At 58.7% G+C, this 19,352-nt stretch carries 22 protein-coding genes; 3 read left to right on the top strand and 19 right to left on the bottom strand.

The features are described from left to right. Window positions 1-37: 37 nt before the first annotated feature. From queC to HX866_RS03160, 17 genes are all read right to left on the bottom strand, one after another. Entirely contained in the window at window positions 38-727 is a 690-nt protein-coding gene (gene queC, locus HX866_RS03240; protein ID WP_177099842.1) for a 7-cyano-7-deazaguanine synthase QueC, read from the bottom strand. Between the two features lies 1 nt (window position 728). Further along, complete coding sequence (gene queE / locus HX866_RS03235) at window positions 729-1,376, bottom strand: 7-carboxy-7-deazaguanine synthase QueE (protein WP_177137972.1); 648 nt, start codon at window positions 1,374-1,376, stop codon at window positions 729-731. A gap of 164 nt (window positions 1,377-1,540) precedes the next feature. Next, window positions 1,541-2,362: a tol-pal system protein YbgF gene (ybgF, locus tag HX866_RS03230; protein WP_177092762.1), complete on the bottom strand. Its 822-nt coding sequence runs from the start codon at window positions 2,360-2,362 to the stop codon at window positions 1,541-1,543. A 6-nt stretch (window positions 2,363-2,368) separates the two neighbouring features. Continuing rightward, window positions 2,369-2,866, bottom strand: a complete 498-nt coding sequence (pal, locus tag HX866_RS03225) for a peptidoglycan-associated lipoprotein Pal (RefSeq protein ID WP_177092763.1) — start codon at window positions 2,864-2,866, stop codon at window positions 2,369-2,371. Between the two features lie 53 nt (window positions 2,867-2,919). Next, complete coding sequence (gene tolB / locus HX866_RS03220) at window positions 2,920-4,170, bottom strand: Tol-Pal system beta propeller repeat protein TolB (RefSeq protein ID WP_371315525.1); 1,251 nt, start codon at window positions 4,168-4,170, stop codon at window positions 2,920-2,922. Window positions 4,171-4,217: 47 nt separating this feature from the next. After that, window positions 4,218-5,282 (bottom strand): cell envelope integrity protein TolA, encoded by a 1,065-nt coding sequence (tolA, locus tag HX866_RS03215; protein ID WP_177092764.1) that lies wholly within the window; start codon window positions 5,280-5,282, stop codon window positions 4,218-4,220. After that, window positions 5,282-5,734: a protein TolR gene (tolR, locus tag HX866_RS03210; RefSeq protein ID WP_103499434.1), complete on the bottom strand. Its 453-nt coding sequence runs from the start codon at window positions 5,732-5,734 to the stop codon at window positions 5,282-5,284. Before tolR ends, tolA begins: the two co-directional genes overlap by 1 nt. Window positions 5,735-5,748: 14 nt before the next feature. Continuing rightward, window positions 5,749-6,444, bottom strand: a complete 696-nt coding sequence (tolQ, locus tag HX866_RS03205; protein ID WP_100938831.1) for a protein TolQ — start codon at window positions 6,442-6,444, stop codon at window positions 5,749-5,751. Beyond that, window positions 6,434-6,901 (bottom strand): tol-pal system-associated acyl-CoA thioesterase, encoded by a 468-nt coding sequence (ybgC, locus tag HX866_RS03200; RefSeq protein ID WP_103499435.1) that lies wholly within the window; start codon window positions 6,899-6,901, stop codon window positions 6,434-6,436. Before ybgC ends, tolQ begins: the two co-directional genes overlap by 11 nt. A gap of 138 nt (window positions 6,902-7,039) precedes the next feature. Then, on the bottom strand, window positions 7,040-8,098 hold the full coding sequence (gene ruvB, locus HX866_RS03195; RefSeq protein WP_100938829.1) for a Holliday junction branch migration DNA helicase RuvB: 1,059 nt from the start codon (window positions 8,096-8,098) through the stop codon (window positions 7,040-7,042). Then, entirely contained in the window at window positions 8,099-8,713 is a 615-nt protein-coding gene (gene ruvA / locus HX866_RS03190) for a Holliday junction branch migration protein RuvA (RefSeq protein WP_100938828.1), read from the bottom strand. Between the two features lie 114 nt (window positions 8,714-8,827). Next, window positions 8,828-9,352, bottom strand: a complete 525-nt coding sequence (gene ruvC / locus HX866_RS03185; RefSeq protein ID WP_100938827.1) for a crossover junction endodeoxyribonuclease RuvC — start codon at window positions 9,350-9,352, stop codon at window positions 8,828-8,830. Window positions 9,353-9,368: 16 nt separating this feature from the next. Further along, on the bottom strand, window positions 9,369-10,115 hold the full coding sequence (locus tag HX866_RS03180) for a YebC/PmpR family DNA-binding transcriptional regulator (protein WP_100938826.1): 747 nt from the start codon (window positions 10,113-10,115) through the stop codon (window positions 9,369-9,371). A 126-nt stretch (window positions 10,116-10,241) separates the two neighbouring features. Continuing rightward, window positions 10,242-12,017: an aspartate--tRNA ligase gene (aspS, locus tag HX866_RS03175; RefSeq protein WP_177092765.1), complete on the bottom strand. Its 1,776-nt coding sequence runs from the start codon at window positions 12,015-12,017 to the stop codon at window positions 10,242-10,244. An 83-nt stretch (window positions 12,018-12,100) separates the two neighbouring features. Continuing rightward, on the bottom strand, window positions 12,101-12,322 hold the full coding sequence (locus tag HX866_RS03170) for an FmdB family zinc ribbon protein (RefSeq protein ID WP_040070481.1): 222 nt from the start codon (window positions 12,320-12,322) through the stop codon (window positions 12,101-12,103). Window positions 12,323-12,488: 166 nt separating this feature from the next. Beyond that, window positions 12,489-12,827 (bottom strand): ribbon-helix-helix domain-containing protein, encoded by a 339-nt coding sequence (locus HX866_RS03165; protein WP_177124036.1) that lies wholly within the window; start codon window positions 12,825-12,827, stop codon window positions 12,489-12,491. A gap of 254 nt (window positions 12,828-13,081) precedes the next feature. Then, a complete protein-coding gene (locus tag HX866_RS03160; RefSeq protein ID WP_100938823.1) occupies window positions 13,082-13,552 on the bottom strand; it encodes a Dps family protein in 471 nt (156 codons plus the stop codon). 367 nt (window positions 13,553-13,919) lie between these two features. Between HX866_RS03160 and HX866_RS34585 the strand changes: the two genes are divergently transcribed. Continuing rightward, a complete protein-coding gene (locus tag HX866_RS34585; protein ID WP_103496683.1) occupies window positions 13,920-14,525 on the top strand; it encodes a cold-shock protein in 606 nt (201 codons plus the stop codon). Between the two features lie 64 nt (window positions 14,526-14,589). On the opposite strand, the gene HX866_RS03150 is transcribed toward HX866_RS34585, so the two are convergent. Together HX866_RS03150 and HX866_RS03145 are read right to left on the bottom strand one after the other, a co-directional pair. Continuing rightward, entirely contained in the window at window positions 14,590-14,796 is a 207-nt protein-coding gene (locus tag HX866_RS03150; RefSeq protein ID WP_177092766.1) for a SlyX family protein, read from the bottom strand. Beyond that, window positions 14,793-15,224 carry an HIT family protein gene (locus tag HX866_RS03145; RefSeq protein ID WP_177092767.1) on the bottom strand — a complete coding sequence of 144 codons (432 nt, stop codon included), beginning with the start codon at window positions 15,222-15,224 and terminating at the stop codon, window positions 14,793-14,795. The genes HX866_RS03150 and HX866_RS03145 overlap by 4 nt, the downstream gene beginning before the upstream one ends. A 962-nt stretch (window positions 15,225-16,186) precedes the next feature. Here HX866_RS03145 and HX866_RS03140 point away from each other — a divergent pair. Both HX866_RS03140 and HX866_RS03135 read left to right on the top strand, forming a co-directional pair. Further along, a complete protein-coding gene (locus HX866_RS03140; protein ID WP_177124017.1) occupies window positions 16,187-17,539 on the top strand; it encodes an OprD family porin in 1,353 nt (450 codons plus the stop codon). A 649-nt stretch (window positions 17,540-18,188) separates the two neighbouring features. Continuing rightward, window positions 18,189-19,295 (top strand): ABC transporter substrate-binding protein, encoded by a 1,107-nt coding sequence (locus HX866_RS03135; protein ID WP_177099829.1) that lies wholly within the window; start codon window positions 18,189-18,191, stop codon window positions 19,293-19,295. The last annotated feature ends 57 nt before the right edge of the window (window positions 19,296-19,352 follow it).

Raw genomic sequence — 19,352 nt, 5'->3', positions numbered from 1 at the left:
ATTTCTAACGGTAATTCAACACCTTAAATGAAAAAAATCAAAAATAACGTGTCGGATCACTGATTCCGGCCGCTGCGAAGCCTTCAGCACGCAGTCGGCAACTGTCACATTTCCCACATGCAAAGCCGTTAGCATCCGCTTGATAGCAGGATACCGTCAGGGAATAGTCGACTCCGAGTTTGATACCGGCCTGGACGATATCGCCCTTGCTGAGGTTCTGCAGCGGCGCCTGGATACGGAAACCATTACCCTCGACACCCGCTTTGGTCGCGAGGTTGGCCAGGGTTTCGAACGCCTCGACGAACTCGGGACGGCAGTCCGGGTAACCGGAATAGTCCACCGCGTTGACGCCGATAAAGATATCCCGGGCACCGAGCACCTCGGCCCAGCCAAGGGCCAACGACAGGAACACCGTGTTGCGCGCCGGCACGTAGGTCACCGGAATACCTTCGCCCGGCGTCTCGGGCACATCGATGCTGCTGTCGGTCAGGGCCGAGCCACCGATGCCGTTGAGGTTCAAGCCAATCACCTTGTGCTCGACCGCCCCGAGGTCACGGGCCACCCGTTCGGCCGCCTGCAACTCGGCACGGTGCCGCTGGCCGTAGTCGAAGCTCATGGTGTAGCAGCTGTAGCCCTCGGCGCGCGCCATGGCCACCACGGTGGCCGAATCCAGGCCGCCGGAGAGAAGGATTACCGCTTTCTTGTCAGTGCTTGCTTGGGTGGTCATATCAGCGCCCCGGCTCGTCATTCCATAGATATTTGTGCAACTGCATCTGCAGCCGCACCGGCAGGTTGTCCGCAACGATCCAGTCGGCCAACTCACGGGCCGGCAGATCGTGGTGGCTCGGCGAGAACAGGACTTCGCCGGCACGCTTTTCCAGACCGTACTGAATCAGCTTGGACACCGCCCAGTCATAGTCCTCCCGCGAGCAGATCACAAATTTGACCTGGTCGTTGGGGGTCAGCAGATCGATGTTCTCGTAGCGGTTGCGATGCGATTCCTTCGAGCCCGGCGTCTTCAGGTCGAGCACGCGGCTGACCCGGGTGTCCACCGCAGAGATATCCAGGGCGCCACTGGTTTCCAGGGACACGCTGTAACCGGCGTCACAGAGCTGCTTGAGCAAGGGAATGGCATTGGGCTGGGCCAGCGGTTCGCCGCCGGTCACGCAGACATAACGCGGACGGTAATCGGCCACCTGGGTCAGGAGGCTGTCCAGGGTCATGAGGGTGCCACCGCTGAAAGCGTAGGCACTGTCACAGTACTGGCAGCGCAGCGGGCAACCGGTCAGGCGCACGAAAACGGTGGGCAGCCCAGCCGTCCGCGTTTCACCCTGCAACGAGTAAAAAACTTCGGTGATTCTCAATGTGTCTTGCATAGTCGCCACGGGCGTAACAGCTAAACAGGCCGTCCGCCTCAGTCAGGCACCGCCATGAACCTGCAATCGCACAGTCCAGGACAGCGTGTTTCATAAAAAAGGGCGTGAATTCTAACGAAAAAACCCGCGACAAGCGCGGGTTTCTTCAAGCAGGCCGTCGGCCGTCACATACGCTGCAGATCGCGCTGTGCCAACTGCGCGGCGGAAGTCCCCGGATATTGGGAAACCACCTGCTGCAGAATACCTTTGACCTTGTCGGTATGACCCAGGCGACGCTCTACGTCCGCCAGCTTGTACAGCGAATCCGGCACTTTGGCGTGCTTGGGATACAGCTGGCTGACCTTGGCAAACGCCTGGCCGGCGCCTTGCAGGTCGCCCTTGGCCAGGTTCACTTCGCCCAACCAGTACTGCGCGTTGCCGGCGTACTGGCTGTTGGGGTACTTGCGCAGGAAAGCGCTGAACGCCTGGCTGGCCTTGTCGAAGTCCTTGGCCTTGATCAGGTCGAAGGCAGCGTCGTAGTAGAGCTTTTCCTTGGCCGGATCACCCGGCTCGCTGCTGGCCGCGGGGGCCTGGGCAGCAGGTGCAGCACCGGCGGCGGCGTTGACATCGCCACCGGTTGCAGAATTATCAGGAGCCGCAGCCGCCGGAGCGCCGCCACTGCCTATGCGCCGATCAAGATCCTGGTATCGCTCCAGGTTTTCCTGCTTCATGCGCGCTACATCGTTTTGCAGAACTTCGATCACGCCTTGTTGCTGCGCGAGTTGTTCCTGCATGCGTTGCAATTGATTGAACAGCTCGCCCTGTGCCGAGACAGGGGTCGAAACCCCTCCCCCGGCATAGGCGCCGTTCGTACCGTAACCCGCAGGCGGATAACTCCCACCGCTATTGTTGCCGGAGTTGTTATCGACCACAGGAACCGCAGCCCACGCCGCAAGCGGCATAAGGCTGAGAGCCAAAACAGTTACAGCACGACGGCACGTTCGCATGACGAATTACTTACGCAGTTCGACGCGACGGTTTTGAGCCCAGGACTGCTCGTCGTGGCCAGTAGCAACTGGACGCTCTTTACCGTAGGAAACCAGTTCCAGCTGACCTGGAGCAACACCTTGCAGTACCAGGTAGCGTTGAACGGCTTTCGCACGACGCTCGCCCAGTGCCATGTTGTACTCGCGAGTACCACGTTCGTCGGTGTTACCTTCCAGAACGACTTTAGCGCCGCTAGCTTTCAGGTCCTTGGCGTGAACGTCCAGGGAGCGCATGGCTTCTGGCTTCAGGTCCGAGCTGTCGTATTCGAAGTAGAAAGTGGTGATAGCGCGCAGAGCAGCTTCTTCGCTCAGGGAACCATCAACTGCACCGGTGTTAGCGGCGTAACCAGCGTTTGGATCTACAGCGCCTTGACCGGCATTGTCGCCGCCTTTGGACGAGCAACCTACAGCTACAGCCATGGCCAGAGCCAGCGCAGCAAATTTACCAAACTTCAGCATTTCCATCGTAAAACTCCTAATGAACCCCAGTGTGTTAAGCAAAATCGTAAAGCGCCGCGTCAGTTCAGGTAAGGGGACCAGGAAGGTTCTCTGACTTCGCCTTGAGCGGTAGGAAGCGGGAGCCTTACGCGTCCATTGATGGACACGAGCATCAAGACTCCCCGGCCCTGCTGGGCGGTGGCGTAGATTACCATGGTGCCGTTGGGTGCGACAGTGGCTGACTCATCAAGGTTGGTGTCTGTCAGTATTTTTACTGTCCCACGCTGCAAATCCTGGGCCGCCACACGGAAATTGGTGAAGCCGTCCTGGCGGTGAATCATCACCAGGGTCTTCTCATCTGCCGACAGCTTCGGCGCGGCGTTGTAGTTACCGATAAAGGTCACGCGCTCCGCACCGCCGCCACCGACGCTGGTCTTGTAGATCTGTGGCTTGCCGCCGCGATCGGAGGTGAAGTAGATGGTCGAGCCATCCTTGCCCCAGAACGGTTCGGTGTTGATGCCCGGGCCGCTGGTGACGCGACTCATCTGGCGCGAAGCCATGTCCATCACGTAGATGTCCGGGTTGCCGTCCTTGGACAGCACGAACGCCAGGCGATTACCGTCCGGCGACCAGGCCGGTGCACCGTTGAGGCCTTCGAAGTTGGTGATCTGCTCACGACGACCGGTGTCGATGTGCTGGACGAAGATGCGCGGACGCTTCTGTTCGAACGACACATAGGCGATACGCTTGCCATCCGGGGCGAAACGCGGCGACAGGATCGGCTCGCGCGATTGCAGCAGGGTCACTGCGCGTGCACCGTCATAGTCCGAGCGTTGCAGGGTGTAGCGGGTGTTGTTCACCGAGAAGCGTTCAGCCGTGACATAGAGCATGCGTGTGGAGAACGCACCCTTGATGCCGGTGAGTTTTTCGAACGACTGGTCGGAGATGTAGTGCGACATGTCGCGCAACTGATCGACCGTGCCCGAGACGCTGCCGGTCAGCACTTGCTGCTCGGTGGCGACGTTGAACAGTGCGTACTGCACCTGCAGGCGACCGCCGGCCGGAACAATGCTGCCGACCATGATGTACTGGGCGCCCAGGGCCTTCCAGTCACGGTAGATGACTTCGCTGGCCTGGGTCGGCAGGCTGATCATGTTCTGTTTCGGAATCGGCGAGTAGTAACCGGAGTTACGCAGGTCGTCGCTGATGATCTGGGCCATGTCGTCCGGCAGGACGCTACCGCCCTGCCAGCCGAACGGTACGACCGCGATGGGCGTGGCCCGATCGCTGCCGCTGGTAACCAGAATGTTCTTTTCATCCGCCATCGCCATCCCTGCCAGGCAGCAGATCACGACAAGCATTGTTCGAAGAAGGTTTCTCACAAGGCTAGATCCTCAGGTGTGAATGTCATCTTGAAGGAACGATAGGGAGCAAAGTCGCTCGGTTTCATTCCCTGCATTTCCGTCAAACGACCAATATTCTTGACCGCCGCTACCGCCGAGGCGTCAAACGGGCCATCGCCGCTGGTCTTGGCCACCGTGACCGAAGTCACCGTGCCGTCCGGCAACATGCCGATTTGCAACACCACCGTCATCCCTTTACGCGCCGAAGGAGGACGTGCCCACCCTTCTGCCGCCCGGGAACGAATCAGATCATCGAAACTGCCCGCCGTTTCATCACCCTGCTCATCAGCCAGGGCCTGTTGGCGCTGCGGCGTGTCGGAAAGCAAGTCTGCCAGGGCCTGGGCCTTTTTCTCTTCGGCAGATTTACGCGCCGCATCCTGCGATTTCTTCTTCGCAGCATCGGCAGCCGCTTTCTTCTTCGCGTCTTCGGCGATTTTCTTCTTCGCCTCGTCAGCTTCGGATTTCTTCTTCGCGTCTTCGGCCGCTTTTTTCTTGGCGTCTTCGACGATTTTCTTCTTCGCGTCGTCAGCGGCCTGCTTGGCCTCTTCTTCAGCGGCCTTCTTGGCTTCGTCGTCGGCTTTCTTCTTGGCTATATCGGCCAATTCCTTTTTCGCCTCGGCAGCCTTCTTCGCGTCGTCGGCTTTCTTGGCCTCATCGGCCTTTTTAGCCTCGTCCGCTTTCTTGGCCTCGTCGGACTTCTTGGCTTCATCGGCCTTTTGAGCCGCTTCCTCTTTCTTTTGTTCCGCAGCCTTGATCGCTTCCTGCTCGACCTTCTTCTGTTCCATCTGTTCGACTTCGGTCTGGCGTGCGGCGGATTTCTTCGCCTCACCCGCAATCTTCTGATTGGTCTGGGTGGTCGCCTGACTTTTCGATTTCAGCTGATACAGGGTCGCCTGGACAATCGGCTTGGCCTCCGGCAGATCCGGCGTCATGGCAAAGCTGACGAACAGCATGCCAAAGATCAGGATATGCAGGCCAATCGCCCAGACGCTCGGCCAGAAGTAGCTTTCCGACGCGGACGGCTCTCGCTGTTGGTGCATCAGGGGGCCTCGGTAATCAAGCCAACATTACCGACGCCGGCCTTCTGCAGACCGCCCATGGCACCCATGACGGAACCATAGTCAACGGTCTTGTCACCGCGAATGAACACCTGGGTACGCTTGCCGCCTTCGGTGCCGGCACGGATGATCTTGGTCACCGCGTCGGTCATCTGCGGCAGGGTCATGGCCCTGTCCTGCTGTTTTTCGGTGTCGACTTCACTGCCAAGGTTCCAGTAATAGGTCTTGTCAGCCTTGATCGAGATGGTCAGGACCTGGGTGTTGTTGTCCTGCGGCAAGGCTTCGCTGGAAACCTTGGGCAGATCAACCTTCACGCCCTGATTGAGCATCGGCGCGGTCACCATGAAGATAACCAGCAGCACCAACATCACGTCGATGTAGGGCACCACGTTCATCTCGGCGACCGGCTTGCGTTTGTGGCGAACTCGGGCCATGGGGATTTACCTGCTCACTCTTCGCTGGTGTGCACTTTGCGGTGCAGGATCGCCTGGAACTCATCGGCGAAGGTGTAGTAACGGCTGATCAGGGTCTCGCCACGGGCCGCGAAGCGGTTGTAGGCGATAACTGCCGGAATCGCCGCGAACAGGCCGATCGCCGTAGCCACCAGTGCTTCGGAAATGCCCGGGGCCACGGTGGCCAGGGTCGCCTGCTGGGCGGTAGCCAGGCCACGGAAGGAGTTCATGATCCCCCAGACGGTACCGAACAGGCCGATGTACGGGCTGACGGAACCGACGGTGGCGAGGAACGGCAGGCTCTGCTCGAGCTTTTCTTCTTCGCGGGAGATGGCCACGCGCATGGCACGCGAGACGCCTTCCATGACCGCTTCCGGATCAACGCCCGGTTGCTGGCGCAGACGGGAAAACTCCTTGAAGCCGGCACGGAAGATCTGTTCCACGCCCGAGTCCGGATCCGGGTTGCTGCCGGCCTGACGGTAGAGCTTGGACAGGTCGATACCCGACCAGAAGCGCTCCTCGAAGCTCTCCAGGGCCCGGCGACCGGCGCGCAGCAGGTTGCTGCGCTGAAAAATCATGACCCATGAGGTGACCGAGGCGGCCAACAGGATCAGCATGACCAATTGCACCACGATGCTGGCATTGCTGACCAAGCTCCACATGGAGGAATGGTCGACGACGTTAGCTTCCACGCTTTATCTCCTGCTCTAAGTGAGTACCCGCGCCGCTTGTGTCGGCAAAGGCCGAACGCAAGGCTTCTGGAATGGCCCGGGGTTTTAAACTATCGGCGCGCACACAGGCCACCAGGAACCGCCCTTCACAGAGCAGCGTTTCATCATCAGCACGCCTGACCTGCTGCTTGAAGCGCAGGCTCGCACGGTTCAGCTCGATCACCTCGGCGCTGATCAACAGCTCATCGTCCAATCGCGCCGGCGCGTGGTAACGCGCTTCGCTGGAATGCACGACGAACAACAGGTTCTCCCCTGCCAGCGACGATTGGGCAAAGCCCAGTGCCCGTAGCCGCTCGGTTCGAGCCCGCTCCATGAACTTAAGGTAATTGACGTAATACACGATGCCGCCGGCATCGGTGTCCTCGTAATAAACGCGACAGCGATGTGCGAACGACTGAACCCCGTTTTGCGCGCGCATACTCTAGTGCTTACTCCTCAGGTTGCCAATCCGGCCAGGCAACTGTTTTTCATCCTTCGACGACTTTTTGCATGAAGATTCGTGACACGTGCCCTTCGGACAACGCAAACCACGAATAAATCAGCCCCAATACTGCTTTTACTCGTCCAACGCATCAAGGAACTCGTCTACCACGGGCATCTCACCCAAGCGCGACGGAATATTCAAACCGAAGTGCAGATAGGCATGCCGGGTCACCACCCGTCCACGGGGGGTGCGCATGATGTAGCCTTGCTGGATCAGGTAAGGTTCGAGCACATCCTCAATGGTGTGCCGCTCCTCGCTGATCGCCGCCGCCAGGCTGTCCACCCCGACCGGACCACCGTCGAACTTCTCGATCATGGTCAGCAACAGGCGCCGGTCCTGGTGATCGAAACCGTGTTCGTCGACATCCAGCAGATTCAAGGCCAGGTCCGCCACCGCCTTGGTGATATGACCCTTGGCTCGCACTTCGGCAAAATCACGCACCCGCCGCAACAGGCGGTTTGCGATCCGCGGTGTACCCCGGGCCCGTCGGGCGATCTCGAACGCGCCTTCCGGGTCCAGCGGCAAACCCAGAATCCCCGCCGAACGGGTAACGATAGTTGCCAGATCTGCAGTGCTATAGAACTCAAGACGCTGGACGATACCGAAGCGGTCACGTAACGGGTTGGTCAACATGCCCGCGCGGGTAGTAGCACCGACCAGGGTGAAGGGTGGCAGATCGAGCTTGATCGAACGCGCCGCCGGCCCTTCGCCGATCATGATATCGAGCTGGAAGTCCTCCATCGCCGGGTACAGGACCTCTTCGACGACAGGCGACAGGCGGTGGATTTCATCGATAAAGAGCACATCGTGGGGTTCGAGATTGGTCAGCAGCGCCGCCAGGTCTCCGGCCCGCTCCAGCACCGGCCCCGAGGTGCTCTTGATCGACACGCCCATTTCCTGGGCGATGATATTGGCCAGGGTGGTCTTGCCCAGGCCCGGCGGACCGAAGATCAGGGTGTGGTCAAGGGACTCGCCACGCCCGCGCGCCGCCTGGATAAACAGCTCCATCTGCTCCTTGACCGTCGGCTGGCCGATGTACTCGGCCAGGCTCAATGGCCGAATGGCGCGATCCTGGACCTCCTCGCGGTCACGCCCGCCGGAGGCGGTTATCAAACGATCGGCTTCAATCACTTAGATCATTCCCTTCAGGGCACGACGAATCATGTCTTCGCTGCTCAGGCCTTTGTCTTTGATGGCCGACACCGCCTTGCTCGCTTCCTGGGGCTTGTAGCCCAGGGAAATCAGCGCACTGACCGCATCGCTTTCAGCACTGGCCACCGGCTGCGCAGGTGCGCCGTCCGGTTGGTTGGGCACCAGGGCAAACATGCTCGGCACGGTTTCCCAGGCCTTGAAGCGATCCTTGAGCTCCACCAGCAGGCGCTCGGCAGTCTTCTTGCCGACACCGGGCACGCGCACCAGCGCCGAGGTGTCCTGGGCCTGCACGCAACGCACCAGCTCATCGACTTCCAGGCTCGACATCAAGGCCAGGGCCAGCTTCGGCCCGACGCCGTTGAGGCGGATCAGCTCGCGGAAAAAGTCACGCTCGCGCCGACCGATGAAGCCATAGAGTAACTGGGCATCCTCGCGCACGACCAAATGCGTGTGCAGGGTCAGCGGCTCGCCGACCGACGGCAGACGATAAAGCGTGGTCATCGGCACTTCCAGCTCATAGCCGAGGCCATTCACATCAAGGATGAGGTGCGGCGGCTGTTTTTCTGCCAGGGTGCCGCGCAAACGTCCAATCACGTATCAGATCCTTATTTCTGGCCAGACCAGTAGCTGAAGACTCGGAACGATAGCGCACTACCTTATCCGGCGTGACGCTATCGGCAAGCAAAATTGTTTGAGGCGATGATGCTATCAGAGACGCAGGCGACCGCCACGGCTACGTGCGGCGCCCAGGCCATGGGGCAACAGGCTGGAACGAGTGTGCGCATGGCACAGGGCAATCGCCAGGGCATCCGAGGCGTCGATTTGCGGCTTGGTGGTGAGCTTGAGCAAGTGCATGACCATCATCATCACCTGTTCCTTGTTGGCGCCCCCGGTGCCGGCCACGGCCTGCTTGACCTGCGTCGCGGTGTACTCGGCGATCTCGAGGTTTTCCTCGGCACCGGCGACAATCGCCGCGCCCCGCGCCTGGCCGAGCTTGAGCGCCGAGTCGGCGTTTTTTGCCATGAACACCTTTTCGATGCCCATGGTCACCGGACCGTAGGTCTGGATCACTTCGCGGACACTGCGGTAGACGATCTGCAAACGCTCATGCAGTTCGCCACTGCCGGTGCGGATGCAGCCCGAGGCGACGTAGACGCAGCCACGCCCGGTATCGCGCACCACACCATAACCGGTGATGCGCGAACCGGGGTCGATACCAAGAATTAAAGTCATAGCGCCTGCGTTTGGGTCAGCCGAGCTGTTCGGCTACCGATTCGGGAATATCGGCATTGGAGTAGACATTCTGCACGTCGTCCAGGTCCTCGAGCATATCGATCAGCTTGAGCACCTTCTCCGCGCCCTCAAGATCCAGCTCGGCACTGGTGGTCGGCAACATGACGATTTCCGCGTCCGCCGCCTTGAATCCCGCCGCATCGAGGGCGTTACGCACCGTATAGAAGCCGGCAAACGAGGTGAACACGTCCATGGAGCCGTCTTCGTGGGTGACCACGTCATCGGCGTCGGCTTCCATCGCCGCTTCCATCAGCGCGTCTTCATCGATGCCCGGGGCGAAAGACAATTGCCCCTTGCGTTCGAACAGATAGGCCACGGAACCGTCGGTCCCCAGGTTGCCACCACACTTGCTGAACGCGTGGCGCACGGCCGCCGCGGTACGGTTGCGGTTGTCGGTCATGCACTCGACCATGACCGCCACGCCGCCGGGGCCGTAGCCTTCGTAGCTCAGCTCGACCATATCGTCGGTGTCGGCCGCACCGGCACCGCGGGCCACCGCACGATCGATGATATCGCGGCTCATGTTCGCGCCGAGGGCCTTGTCCAGCGCCAGGCGCAGACGTGGGTTGGAGCCCGGATCACCGCCGCCCTGACGAGCGGCAACGGTCAGTTCACGAATCCACTTGGTGAAGATCTTGCCCTTCTTGGCATCCTGACGTTCTTTGCGGTGCTTGATGTTTGCCCACTTGGAATGACCCGCCATAACTCGCTCCGAATTCTCTTTATGCTCTTTGAAACGTTGCCCGCCCTGCCTTGTGGCAGTGGCCGGCAATAAAAAATCTCGACCTTGAAAAAAGGCGCATCCAGTGGATGCGCCCTCGGGTCCGTCTTACTCTGCCTTGGGCGTTTCGCGCAGGCGGATATGCAGGTCACGCAAGGCGGTGGCATCCACTACACCCGGCGCCTGGGTCATGACACAGGCCGCGCTCTGGGTTTTCGGGAACGCGATCACTTCGCGGATCGACTGGGCACCGGTCATCAGCATCACCAGGCGGTCCAGGCCGAAGGCCAGGCCACCGTGGGGCGGTGCACCGTATTTCAGCGCGTCGAGCAGGAAGCCGAACTTCTCTTCCTGCTGCTCTTCGCTGATACCCAGCAGACGGAAGACCGTCTGTTGCATTTCCTTGCGATGGATACGGATCGAACCGCCACCCAGCTCGGTGCCGTTCAGAACCATGTCGTAGGCCCGGGACAGCGCGGCCGCCGGGTTGGCTTCCAGCTCTTCTGGGGTGCCCTTCGGCGCGGTGAACGGGTGGTGAATCGCGGTGAGACTGCCGTCGTCGTTCTCTTCGAACATCGGGAAGTCGACGACCCACATCGGCGCCCACTTGCAGGTCAGCAGGTTCAGGTCGTTGCCGACCTTGATCCGCAATGCACCCAGGGCTTCGCTGACGATCTTGGACTTGTCGGCACCGAAGAACACGATGTCACCATCAACCGCGCCGACGCGATCGAGGATCACGTTGAGGTTGGCTTCCGGAATGTTCTTCACGATCGGCGACTGCAGGCCTTCCACGCCCTTGGCGCGTTCGTTGACCTTGATGTACGCCAGGCCCTTGGCACCGTAGATGCCGACGAACTTGGTGTAGTCGTCGATCTGCTTGCGCGGCATGCTGGCCCCGCCAGGAACACGCAGAGCGGCGATACGGCATTTCGGATCGTTGGCCGGGCCGCTGAACACCTTGAAGTCCACTTCCTTGAGCTGGTCGGCAACGTCGACCAGCTCCAGCGGGTTACGCAGGTCCGGCTTGTCGGAACCGTAACGACGCATGGCCTCGTCCCAGGTCATGTGCGGGAACTCGCCGAATTCCAGATCCAGCACTTCCTTGAACAGGTTGCGGATCATGCCTTCGGTCAGGCCCATGATGTCTTTTTCATCGAGGAAGCTGGTCTCGATGTCGATCTGGGTGAATTCCGGCTGGCGGTCGGCACGCAGGTCTTCGTCGCGGAAGCACTTGGCAATCTGGTAGTAACGGTCGAAACCGGCCACCATCAGCAGTTGCTTGAACAGCTGCGGCGATTGCGGCAGGGCGAAGAAGCTACCGGCGTGGGTACGGCTCGGCACCAGGTAGTCGCGGGCACCTTCCGGGGTCGCACGGGTCAGGATCGGCGTTTCGACGTCGAGGAAGCCGTTTTCATCCAGGTAACGACGGATGCTGGTGGTCATGCGCGAACGCAGACGCAGCTTCTCGGCCATTTCCGGACGACGCAGGTCGATAAAACGATAGCGCAGGCGGGTTTCTTCGCCCACGTCGGAGTATTCGTTGAGCGGGAACGGCGGGGTTTCCGCTTCGTTCAGGACTTCCAGCTCATAGCCCAGCACTTCGATTGCGCCGGAGGTCATGTTGGCATTACCGGCACCGGCCGGACGCAAGCGCACCTTGCCGGTGATCTTGACCACGTATTCGCTGCGCACGCGATCGGCGGCGGCGAAGGTATCGGCGCGATCCGGGTCGAAGACCACCTGGGCCAGACCTTCGCGGTCACGGATATCGAGGAAAATCACCCCGCCATGGTCGCGACGACGGTGGACCCATCCGCAAAGGGTGACTTCCTGGCCTTCCAGGCTCTCGTTCAGTTGGCCGCAATAATGGCTGCGCATCATGGTCGTGGTTCGCTTCTATTCGTTCGAATTCGGTGGAGGTCTTGTCTTGGCAACGCGACAAGCGCCCGCTCGTGTCGCTTATTTCAGTCGGCTTTATCGCCACCGGCCAGGTTTTTCTTGCTGCCGGTCTTGAAGTCCGTCTCGTACCAGCCGGTCCCGCTCAGGCGAAACCCTGGCATGGAGAGCATTTTCTTCAATTGCGGTGCCTGGCAGGCCGGGCAGTCGACCAGCGGTGCATCACTGATCTTTTGAATGGCTTCCAGTTGATGACCGCAGGAAGCGCATTGGTAGTCGTACATGGGCATGGGGCGTCTCGGCAATCAGATAACAACATCACTGCTGCCCGAGCCCGTGATGGGCCATGCAGCAAAGAGCGGGATTATATCCGTTAAATCGAGCCTTTGCAGCCGTGGACCGGTCAGCGCCCCAGCCCATGCCGTCTCGCCAACCCACCGAGACGTCCGGACAGGCCTAGCGACCCCGGGACAAACCGCCCAACGTCAGCAGATGGACGACACAGACCACACGAATCAAACCACTGAAATTTTTCACGCCGCCGTACCGCAGATGAACCTCCATGTCCACATTGGACAGCAAGGCATTGACCGTACATTCATGGGTATTGGCAATATCGGCCAGTACCTTCCAATAAACCTCCTCCAACCGCAAGCAGGTGGCAAAACCATTCAAACGCACCGAGCGCGAAACTGGCTTCGCCAACCCAATATCGAAATCCAGTAACAGGGGATCCACCCGTGTCTTGCGCACACAACCGGAACTCCCCACCTCATGCCCTACCCACTGAACCATTTTCATCGCACTCCGTCGCTGCACACCTTTGAATAAAGGCGCTCCTGGCAAACCTCCTGACATAAAACATTAAGTAAAAAACCCTATCCAGCAGACTGCACCACAGCCTCCGTAGGAAGAGTCCATTAATAAGGAAGAACAACGAAAAGCCTGGGGCCGGGGCCGGGCGAAAGCCTGCGCCGTCGCCAATACCCCAAGGGCGCTGGGACGCTGCGCGAATAAAACGCCAATGGCTTCATTCGCGCAGCGTGGACTCAGCCTTCCAGCAAGGCGCGCAACATCCAGGCGGTTTTCTCATGCACCTGCATGCGCTGGGTCAGCAGGTCCGCGGTCGGCTCATCGCTGACCTTGTCCAGCAACGGAAAGAGGCCCCGCGCCGTGCGCGTGACCGCCTCCTGGCCCTGAACCAGTTGCTTGATCATTTCCTCGGCACTCGGCACCCCTTCTTCTTCCTTGATGGAGGAAAGACGGGCGTAGGTGGAGTAGGTACCCGGTGCAGGAAAACCCAGGGCACGGATGCGCTCGGCGATCAGGTCAACGGCCAGGGCCAATTCGTTGTATTGCTCTTCGAACATCAAATGCAGCGTGCGGAACATCGGCCCGCTGACATTCCAGTGAAAGTTGTGGGTTTTCAGGTACAGCACGTAGGTGTCCGACAGCAGACGGGAAAGACCTTCAACAATGGATTTACGGTCTGCTTCGCTGATACCGATATCAATAGCCATATGTATCCCCTTGGTCAGAATGGATCATCGTCTTCACAGGTGCAGGACCACTCTAGCAAGCGCCTACGACTCGCACAGCCGCAGCGACTGCGACAAATCCGCCATGGCCACCACGCCAGGTGTCTGGCCCGCGGGCCGCGTCGGCGCAGGCGTGGCCCCCGCGCACACTCTCCGACAGCGGCCCGGCCTCGAAGTTTGAGAAGGCATGGGCTTTGCTGTTAAATAGAGGCTGTGTCGTGGCTGTCGATTCTCTGGCAGTGGCGCATAGGCGGATGCCCACACGTGCCCAACGCCTCACCTTTTTTCCAGAAGCGAACCGTGTGTCACCCGCTCGTCCTTGTGATCCGTCTTGAGTGAGTCAATCAAAATGTTGAAAATCGTCCACCTGCTAACGGGCGCTGTTGCCCTGCTGCTGTCCTTTATACCCAGCCTGCGATCCGAAGCCCTGCCTTACCTGCAACAACCTGATGCGCTGTACCTGGCATTCTTCGGCTTGCTCAACCTTACCCTCGCGCCAGTCATTCCTTACTGGAACAAGGGTCCACGGCATCAACTGCAAATCCTGGTCAGCATCCTGCTGATCATCGCCGTGGCACTGCAAATCCTCACCTTGCTCGCCCCCCTGACCCTGATCGGCGGCCAACCCGCCGTGCTTCCGAGTCTGCTGGCCGCCGTGATTGCCGTATTGCTGCACCTGGCGGTGAGTTTCTACAAGAAATCCTCCCCGGCGGCGGCTTCCCACAACTACGACATGAGCAATCGCGATACCGGTACCGTGAAGTGGTTCAACACCTCCAAGGGTTTCGGTTTTATCTCGCGGGACTCCGGCGATGATATTTTCGTGCATTTCCGCGCCATCCGTGGCGAAGGCCATCGCGTCCTGGTCGAAGGCCAGCGCGTGGAGTTCTCGGTGATGAACCGGGACAAGGGCCTGCAAGCCGAAGACGTGATCGCGGCCTTGCCGCGGCGCTGATCGGCTACAAAAAAACGCGAGGCAGCCAGGCTGCCTCGCGTTTTTTTATGTCTGGAGATGGCTGTCAGTAGTGCGGCGGCGGCGCTTCTTCCTCGAAGGACTCGAACTGCCCCATCATTTCCTCATGGCGCTTGAGCAGGGCCGCCATCTGCAATTGCAGGCGCTCGACCACACGCTGCTGCGCCACCAGCACATCATTGAGCGACTGGATGGTGTCATCCTGAAACGCCTGGCGACTTTCCAGTTCGGTCACACGATCTTCAAGGTTCATAGGCCCGCCTGCACAAAACGTGGGTCATGCTGGAACGCCACGCGCAATTGCTCGCGAATCACCACGACCTCCTCCTCGCTATAGGGCCGAGCCGGATGTTTGCCCCAGACCGGTGCCGGCCATGCCGCATCGTCACGGCGACGGACGATCACATGCATGTGCAACTGACTGACCACATTACCCAAGGCCGCGACATTCATCTTGTCCGCGTTGAAGGCCTGTTGTAGCAACTGCGCCAACTCCGAGGTCTCGCGCCACAATTGCTGTTGGTCGGCGGCCTCGAGTTGAAACACTTCACTGATATCCCCGCGCCGTGGCACCAGGATGAACCAGGGATAGTTCGCATCATTGGAGAGCAGCACACGACACAACGGCAGGTCGCCCATCGGCAAGGTGTCTTGTTGAAGGCGCGAATCGAGAACGAACACCGTGAATACTCCTGCGTAACGGATAGGTTTGCGCCCGGCAAAGGCCTGGCGACAGGCCGTCAGGATACCCCTGATCGGCCGCCGATTCACGGCCCTGGCCAAGGATCGCGGCAAATGGGCGAATACGGGGCACGGGCTGCGCCAGAATGGAACAAATGGCGCTTTTCCAGAAACACAAAGACCACAAAATTGCACACCGGCCAGAAAAAAACCCAGTCAGCCACAAAAATGTCACTTTTTTCTGAAATCCTCTGCCTACCTCATGAACGGCGAGAGCTGACCTAAATGACAAAAAAGTCACCTTGCCCGCAGTCGATGCGTGCATCGACACTGTGAATCAACTTTTTGCACCAAAACCGCACACTGCGGCTACTATCAGTGCACGCTTTAGCCACCGACTACCCAGTCGGAGTGTGGAGCGGTAACGTTTTTCGCTTTCCATGGATTTTCAACGGATTAGCAGCACAAGGAAAAGCAGTACGTCAAGCCCCGACGAAAATGCCAACCGCCCTAGGTTTCATAAGGGTTTCAGCGTGATGACGGTGCCAGGTAAAATTTTTCTCACGAATTTTTCACTTTGTGCATGCTTGTTGCATTGGTGAGTGAATAGTCGCGACAGAGGGTCGGCCCGGACGCTGAAGCCCCTGCGACATCGTAACAACGCTGCACAGTGCGCCCCATGGAGAGTTCAGGGCTTGGACATAGACCATTTTTTTCTATGCTCATGCTTTTGGAAACAGCGCTGAAGTTGTACAGCCGCTGTATAAAGGCTGTGAATTTGCGACATGGAGCTAGCTTTTTGCGACAGGCTCGTAAAGAAGCCGCAAGGATAGGTGTGCAAGTATCGCCAAGTTTGTCAGCGTGATATAAGTTTGCGCCGACACAAAAAAGAAAGAGCCGCCCAGACAAAAATACAGGTGGGACGGCAGTACTCTTCCTAAAAACCAAAGGAGCAAATCACGATGCGCGTGATGAAGTGGAGCATGATCGCCCTGGCTGTTTCTGCAGCAGGTTCCCAAGTGGCTATGGCCGACCCGTTCGTAACCTCCCAGGCTGATGCCAAGGGTTTCGTTGAAGGTGCTTCGGCTGGTGTAGTTCTCGAGAACTACTACTTCAACCGGACCAAACAGGATCACGGTAACAATGACGCGATCGACTGGACCCAAGGCTTCCTGGGCAAATTCAGCTCGGGTTACACCACAGGTCAGGTTGGCGTAAAGGTTGAAGGCTTCGGCGATGCCGGCTACCTGCTGAGCGGCGATGACGATAAAGCTGGTTCGCAAAACATCAGCCGTCAAGCCAACGGCGACAACAACAACAGCTTCGGTAAAGCCGGTGCCGCTGTTGCAGTTCGCTTCTCCAAAACCGAGCTGAAATTCGGCGACCAAGCACCGACCACCGCTCCAGTCTTCGCTCTGGGCGGCAGCCGCCTGTTCGCACAGACCGGTCGTGGCTTCCAACTGCAAAGCAGTGAGATCAAAGACCTCGATCTCGAAGCCGGTCACTTCTATGCAGGCAGCAGCCAGGATCAGACCTCGCTGTCGCAAGATCTGCGTACTACCTATGCTGCCAAAACAGGCTCTGGCAATGTACTCGATGTTAAAAGCGTCGACTATGCAGGCGGCAAGTACGGCATCAATGAGAACCTGACCGTTTCTCTCTATGGCGCCAAAGCTCAGGACGTGTGGAATCAGTACTACGTCAACACGAACTACACGCTGCCCCTGGCTAGCGATCAGTCGCTGAACTTCGACTTCAACATCTATCGCACGACCGATACCGGTTCGGCGTTGGCAGGCAAGATCGACAACACTGCGTTCTCGTTCGCGACTGCTTACTCCTTCCTCCAGGCACACACCGTTACCCTGGCATTCCAACAGGTACACGGCGATACACCGTTTGACTACATCGGTGTAGGTGATCGCAGCAACCGCGGTGGTGACTCGATTTTCCTGGCCAACTCCATCCAGTACTCCGACTTTAACGGTCCTGGCGAGAAATCCATCCAGGCTCGTTACGACCTGAAAATGGCTTCTTACGGCGTCCCAGGCCTGAGTTTCATGGCACGTTATGTCCATGGTGAAGGCATCGACGGCACCCATGCGGATCCTACCGGTTCGTACGCCGGCCTTTATGGTAAAGATGGCCATCACTTCGAAACCAACGTGGAAGCCAAGTACGTTGTACAGACCGGTCCTCTGAAAGACCTGTCCTTCCGCGCACGCCAAGCTTGGCACCGCGGCAACGCAGACGATGGCGAAGGCAACATCAACGAGTTCCGCCTGATCACTCAGTACCCATTCAAAATCTTGTAATCACCTGATTACTTGCTTGATGATGTGACGCTCGTTTAAAGAAAGGCCCATCCTGGTGATGGGCCTTTTTTTGTGCGCCCGATAGGGCACACATCTTGTAAGTCGCTGAGTTTCGACTGCCCATAACTACAACGCGCCTTGCCAACTTAACCTTACTGCATCACAAAGACGGCTTTACGCTGTATAGCTATTATCAAATAATGCGACCTCCATCCGAATCTGGAGCCAGACAAAAATAAGATATCAGCTCAAGCCCACCGGCAAAAACAAGCCCCCTAAAACGAATCCGATAACCTATTTCTCTACCACCAACAGCAATAAAGCTCTATCTGGAACATCTGCAATCTCCCCGCCTACACTGGGCGCCTGCTTTCACTAAAATTTCGCTCCGTACATTTCCAATTACGACCAATTTGTCGCGAAAGAGTCATAAATCACCACTACGATTGCGCAGGCACAGCGCCAACAGTAGTATGCAATTGAAGTTCTGAAAGTTACCTTTCTTTCCTGTCCTGCCAGCCTGGGCCAGGTACCGACTGATTGTTTACATAATAGATATAACAACCTTGCCATTGCGCCAAGGCAGTTCGCTGTGCCCTGATCTTCCGCCGTCAAATTTCCCTCTACCGGACATCGAAAAGGAAGTGATATGCCACGTCAAACATTCAAAGTCGTTGCTCTAACAGCAGCCATCTCCGCAGCTCTGGGCTGCGCGCAAAATGCATCGGCCGCCTCGGCGGAACTTGTCGCTGCCGCCAAGGCAGAGGGCGAACTGACGGTTATCGCATTGGCGAACTCCTGGTGCGGTTATGGCGACCAGATCAAGAACTTCAAAGCCAAGTATGGCATCAAGGTCAATGAACTGAACCCTGACGCAGGTTCAGGCGATGAACTCGAAGCGATCAAGGCCAACAAGGACAACAAAGGGCCGCAAGCGCCCGACACCATCGACGTTGGTTTGTCTTTCGGCCCCCAGGCCAAGGCTTCCGGCTTGCTGCAGCCCTACAAGGTGGCCAGTTGGGCAACCATTCCCGATTCGGTGAAGGATGCCGATGGCTACTGGTATGGCGACTACTACGGCGTGCTGGCTTTCGAAGTCAACACCGACCTGATCAGCTCGATACCGGCCGACTGGAGCGACCTGCTCAAGGCCGATTACAAGAACGCCGTGGCATTGGCGGGCGACCCACGCTCTGCCAACCAGGCTATCCAGGGCATCTACGCCGCCGGTATTGCCGCTGCGGGTGGCGATCCCACCAAGGCCCCCGCCGCCGGCCTGAAGTTCTTCGCCGATCTGAACAAGGCCGGCAATTTTGTGCCGGTGATCGGCAAAGCCGCATCCCTGGCACAAGGCACGACCCCTATCATCATCCGCTGGGACTACAACGCCCTGGCAGACCGCGACTCACTCAAGGGCAACCCCAATGTGCAAGTCGTCGTGCCCAAGTCAGGTGTGGTCGCCGGCGTCTATGTGCAGGCCATCAGCGCTTATGCACCACACCCGAATGCCGCCAAGCTGTGGATGGAATACCTGTATTCGGACGAAGGCCAAATCGGCTGGCTGAATGGCTACTGCCACCCGATCCGCTTCAACGACCTGGTCACCAACAACAAGCTGCCCAAGGCCATGCTCGACAAGCTGCCTCCCGCAGAAGGTTATGCCAAGGCTGTGTTCCCGACGCTGGATGAGCAGAACTCGAGCAAGGAAGCCATCACCAAGCAGTGGGACACCCTGGTTGGCGCCAGCGTGAAGTAATCGGCCTTCGATGGCTTCAGCCTGGCATGGCCTTCGCGGGCCATGCCAGTTATTTCA

This window comes from Pseudomonas gingeri (assembly GCF_013386165.1).
Taxonomy (GTDB): domain Bacteria; phylum Pseudomonadota; class Gammaproteobacteria; order Pseudomonadales; family Pseudomonadaceae; genus Aquipseudomonas; species Aquipseudomonas gingeri_C.
Note: the sequence above shows the minus strand (reverse complement) of the source record. Positions and strands in the feature narration are given on the sequence as shown.

What these genes read in the sequence shown, in the direction of transcription:
- queC (WP_177099842.1), bottom strand. Translation starts at nt 727, where the DNA reads ATGACCACCCAAGCAAGCACTGACAAGAAAGCGGTAATCCTTCTCTCC.
- queE (WP_177137972.1), bottom strand. Translation starts at nt 1,376, where the DNA reads ATGCAAGACACATTGAGAATCACCGAAGTTTTTTACTCGTTGCAGGGT.
- ybgF (WP_177092762.1), bottom strand. Translation starts at nt 2,362, where the DNA reads ATGCGAACGTGCCGTCGTGCTGTAACTGTTTTGGCTCTCAGCCTTATG.
- pal (WP_177092763.1), bottom strand. Translation starts at nt 2,866, where the DNA reads ATGGAAATGCTGAAGTTTGGTAAATTTGCTGCGCTGGCTCTGGCCATG.
- tolB (WP_371315525.1), bottom strand. Translation starts at nt 4,170, where the DNA reads ATGGCGATGGCGGATGAAAAGAACATTCTGGTTACCAGCGGCAGCGAT.
- tolA (WP_177092764.1), bottom strand. Translation starts at nt 5,282, where the DNA reads ATGCACCAACAGCGAGAGCCGTCCGCGTCGGAAAGCTACTTCTGGCCG.
- tolR (WP_103499434.1), bottom strand. Translation starts at nt 5,734, where the DNA reads ATGGCCCGAGTTCGCCACAAACGCAAGCCGGTCGCCGAGATGAACGTG.
- ybgC (WP_103499435.1), bottom strand. Translation starts at nt 6,901, where the DNA reads ATGCGCGCGCAAAACGGGGTTCAGTCGTTCGCACATCGCTGTCGCGTT.
- ruvC (WP_100938827.1), bottom strand. Translation starts at nt 9,352, where the DNA reads ATGACTTTAATTCTTGGTATCGACCCCGGTTCGCGCATCACCGGTTAT.
- HX866_RS03180 (WP_100938826.1), bottom strand. Translation starts at nt 10,115, where the DNA reads ATGGCGGGTCATTCCAAGTGGGCAAACATCAAGCACCGCAAAGAACGT.
- aspS (WP_177092765.1), bottom strand. Translation starts at nt 12,017, where the DNA reads ATGATGCGCAGCCATTATTGCGGCCAACTGAACGAGAGCCTGGAAGGC.
- HX866_RS03170 (WP_040070481.1), bottom strand. Translation starts at nt 12,322, where the DNA reads ATGCCCATGTACGACTACCAATGCGCTTCCTGCGGTCATCAACTGGAA.
- HX866_RS03165 (WP_177124036.1), bottom strand. Translation starts at nt 12,827, where the DNA reads ATGGTTCAGTGGGTAGGGCATGAGGTGGGGAGTTCCGGTTGTGTGCGC.
- HX866_RS03160 (WP_100938823.1), bottom strand. Translation starts at nt 13,552, where the DNA reads ATGGCTATTGATATCGGTATCAGCGAAGCAGACCGTAAATCCATTGTT.
- HX866_RS34585 (WP_103496683.1), top strand. Translation starts at nt 13,920, where the DNA reads ATGTTGAAAATCGTCCACCTGCTAACGGGCGCTGTTGCCCTGCTGCTG.
- HX866_RS03150 (WP_177092766.1), bottom strand. Translation starts at nt 14,796, where the DNA reads ATGAACCTTGAAGATCGTGTGACCGAACTGGAAAGTCGCCAGGCGTTT.
- HX866_RS03140 (WP_177124017.1), top strand. Translation starts at nt 16,187, where the DNA reads ATGCGCGTGATGAAGTGGAGCATGATCGCCCTGGCTGTTTCTGCAGCA.
- HX866_RS03135 (WP_177099829.1), top strand. Translation starts at nt 18,189, where the DNA reads ATGCCACGTCAAACATTCAAAGTCGTTGCTCTAACAGCAGCCATCTCC.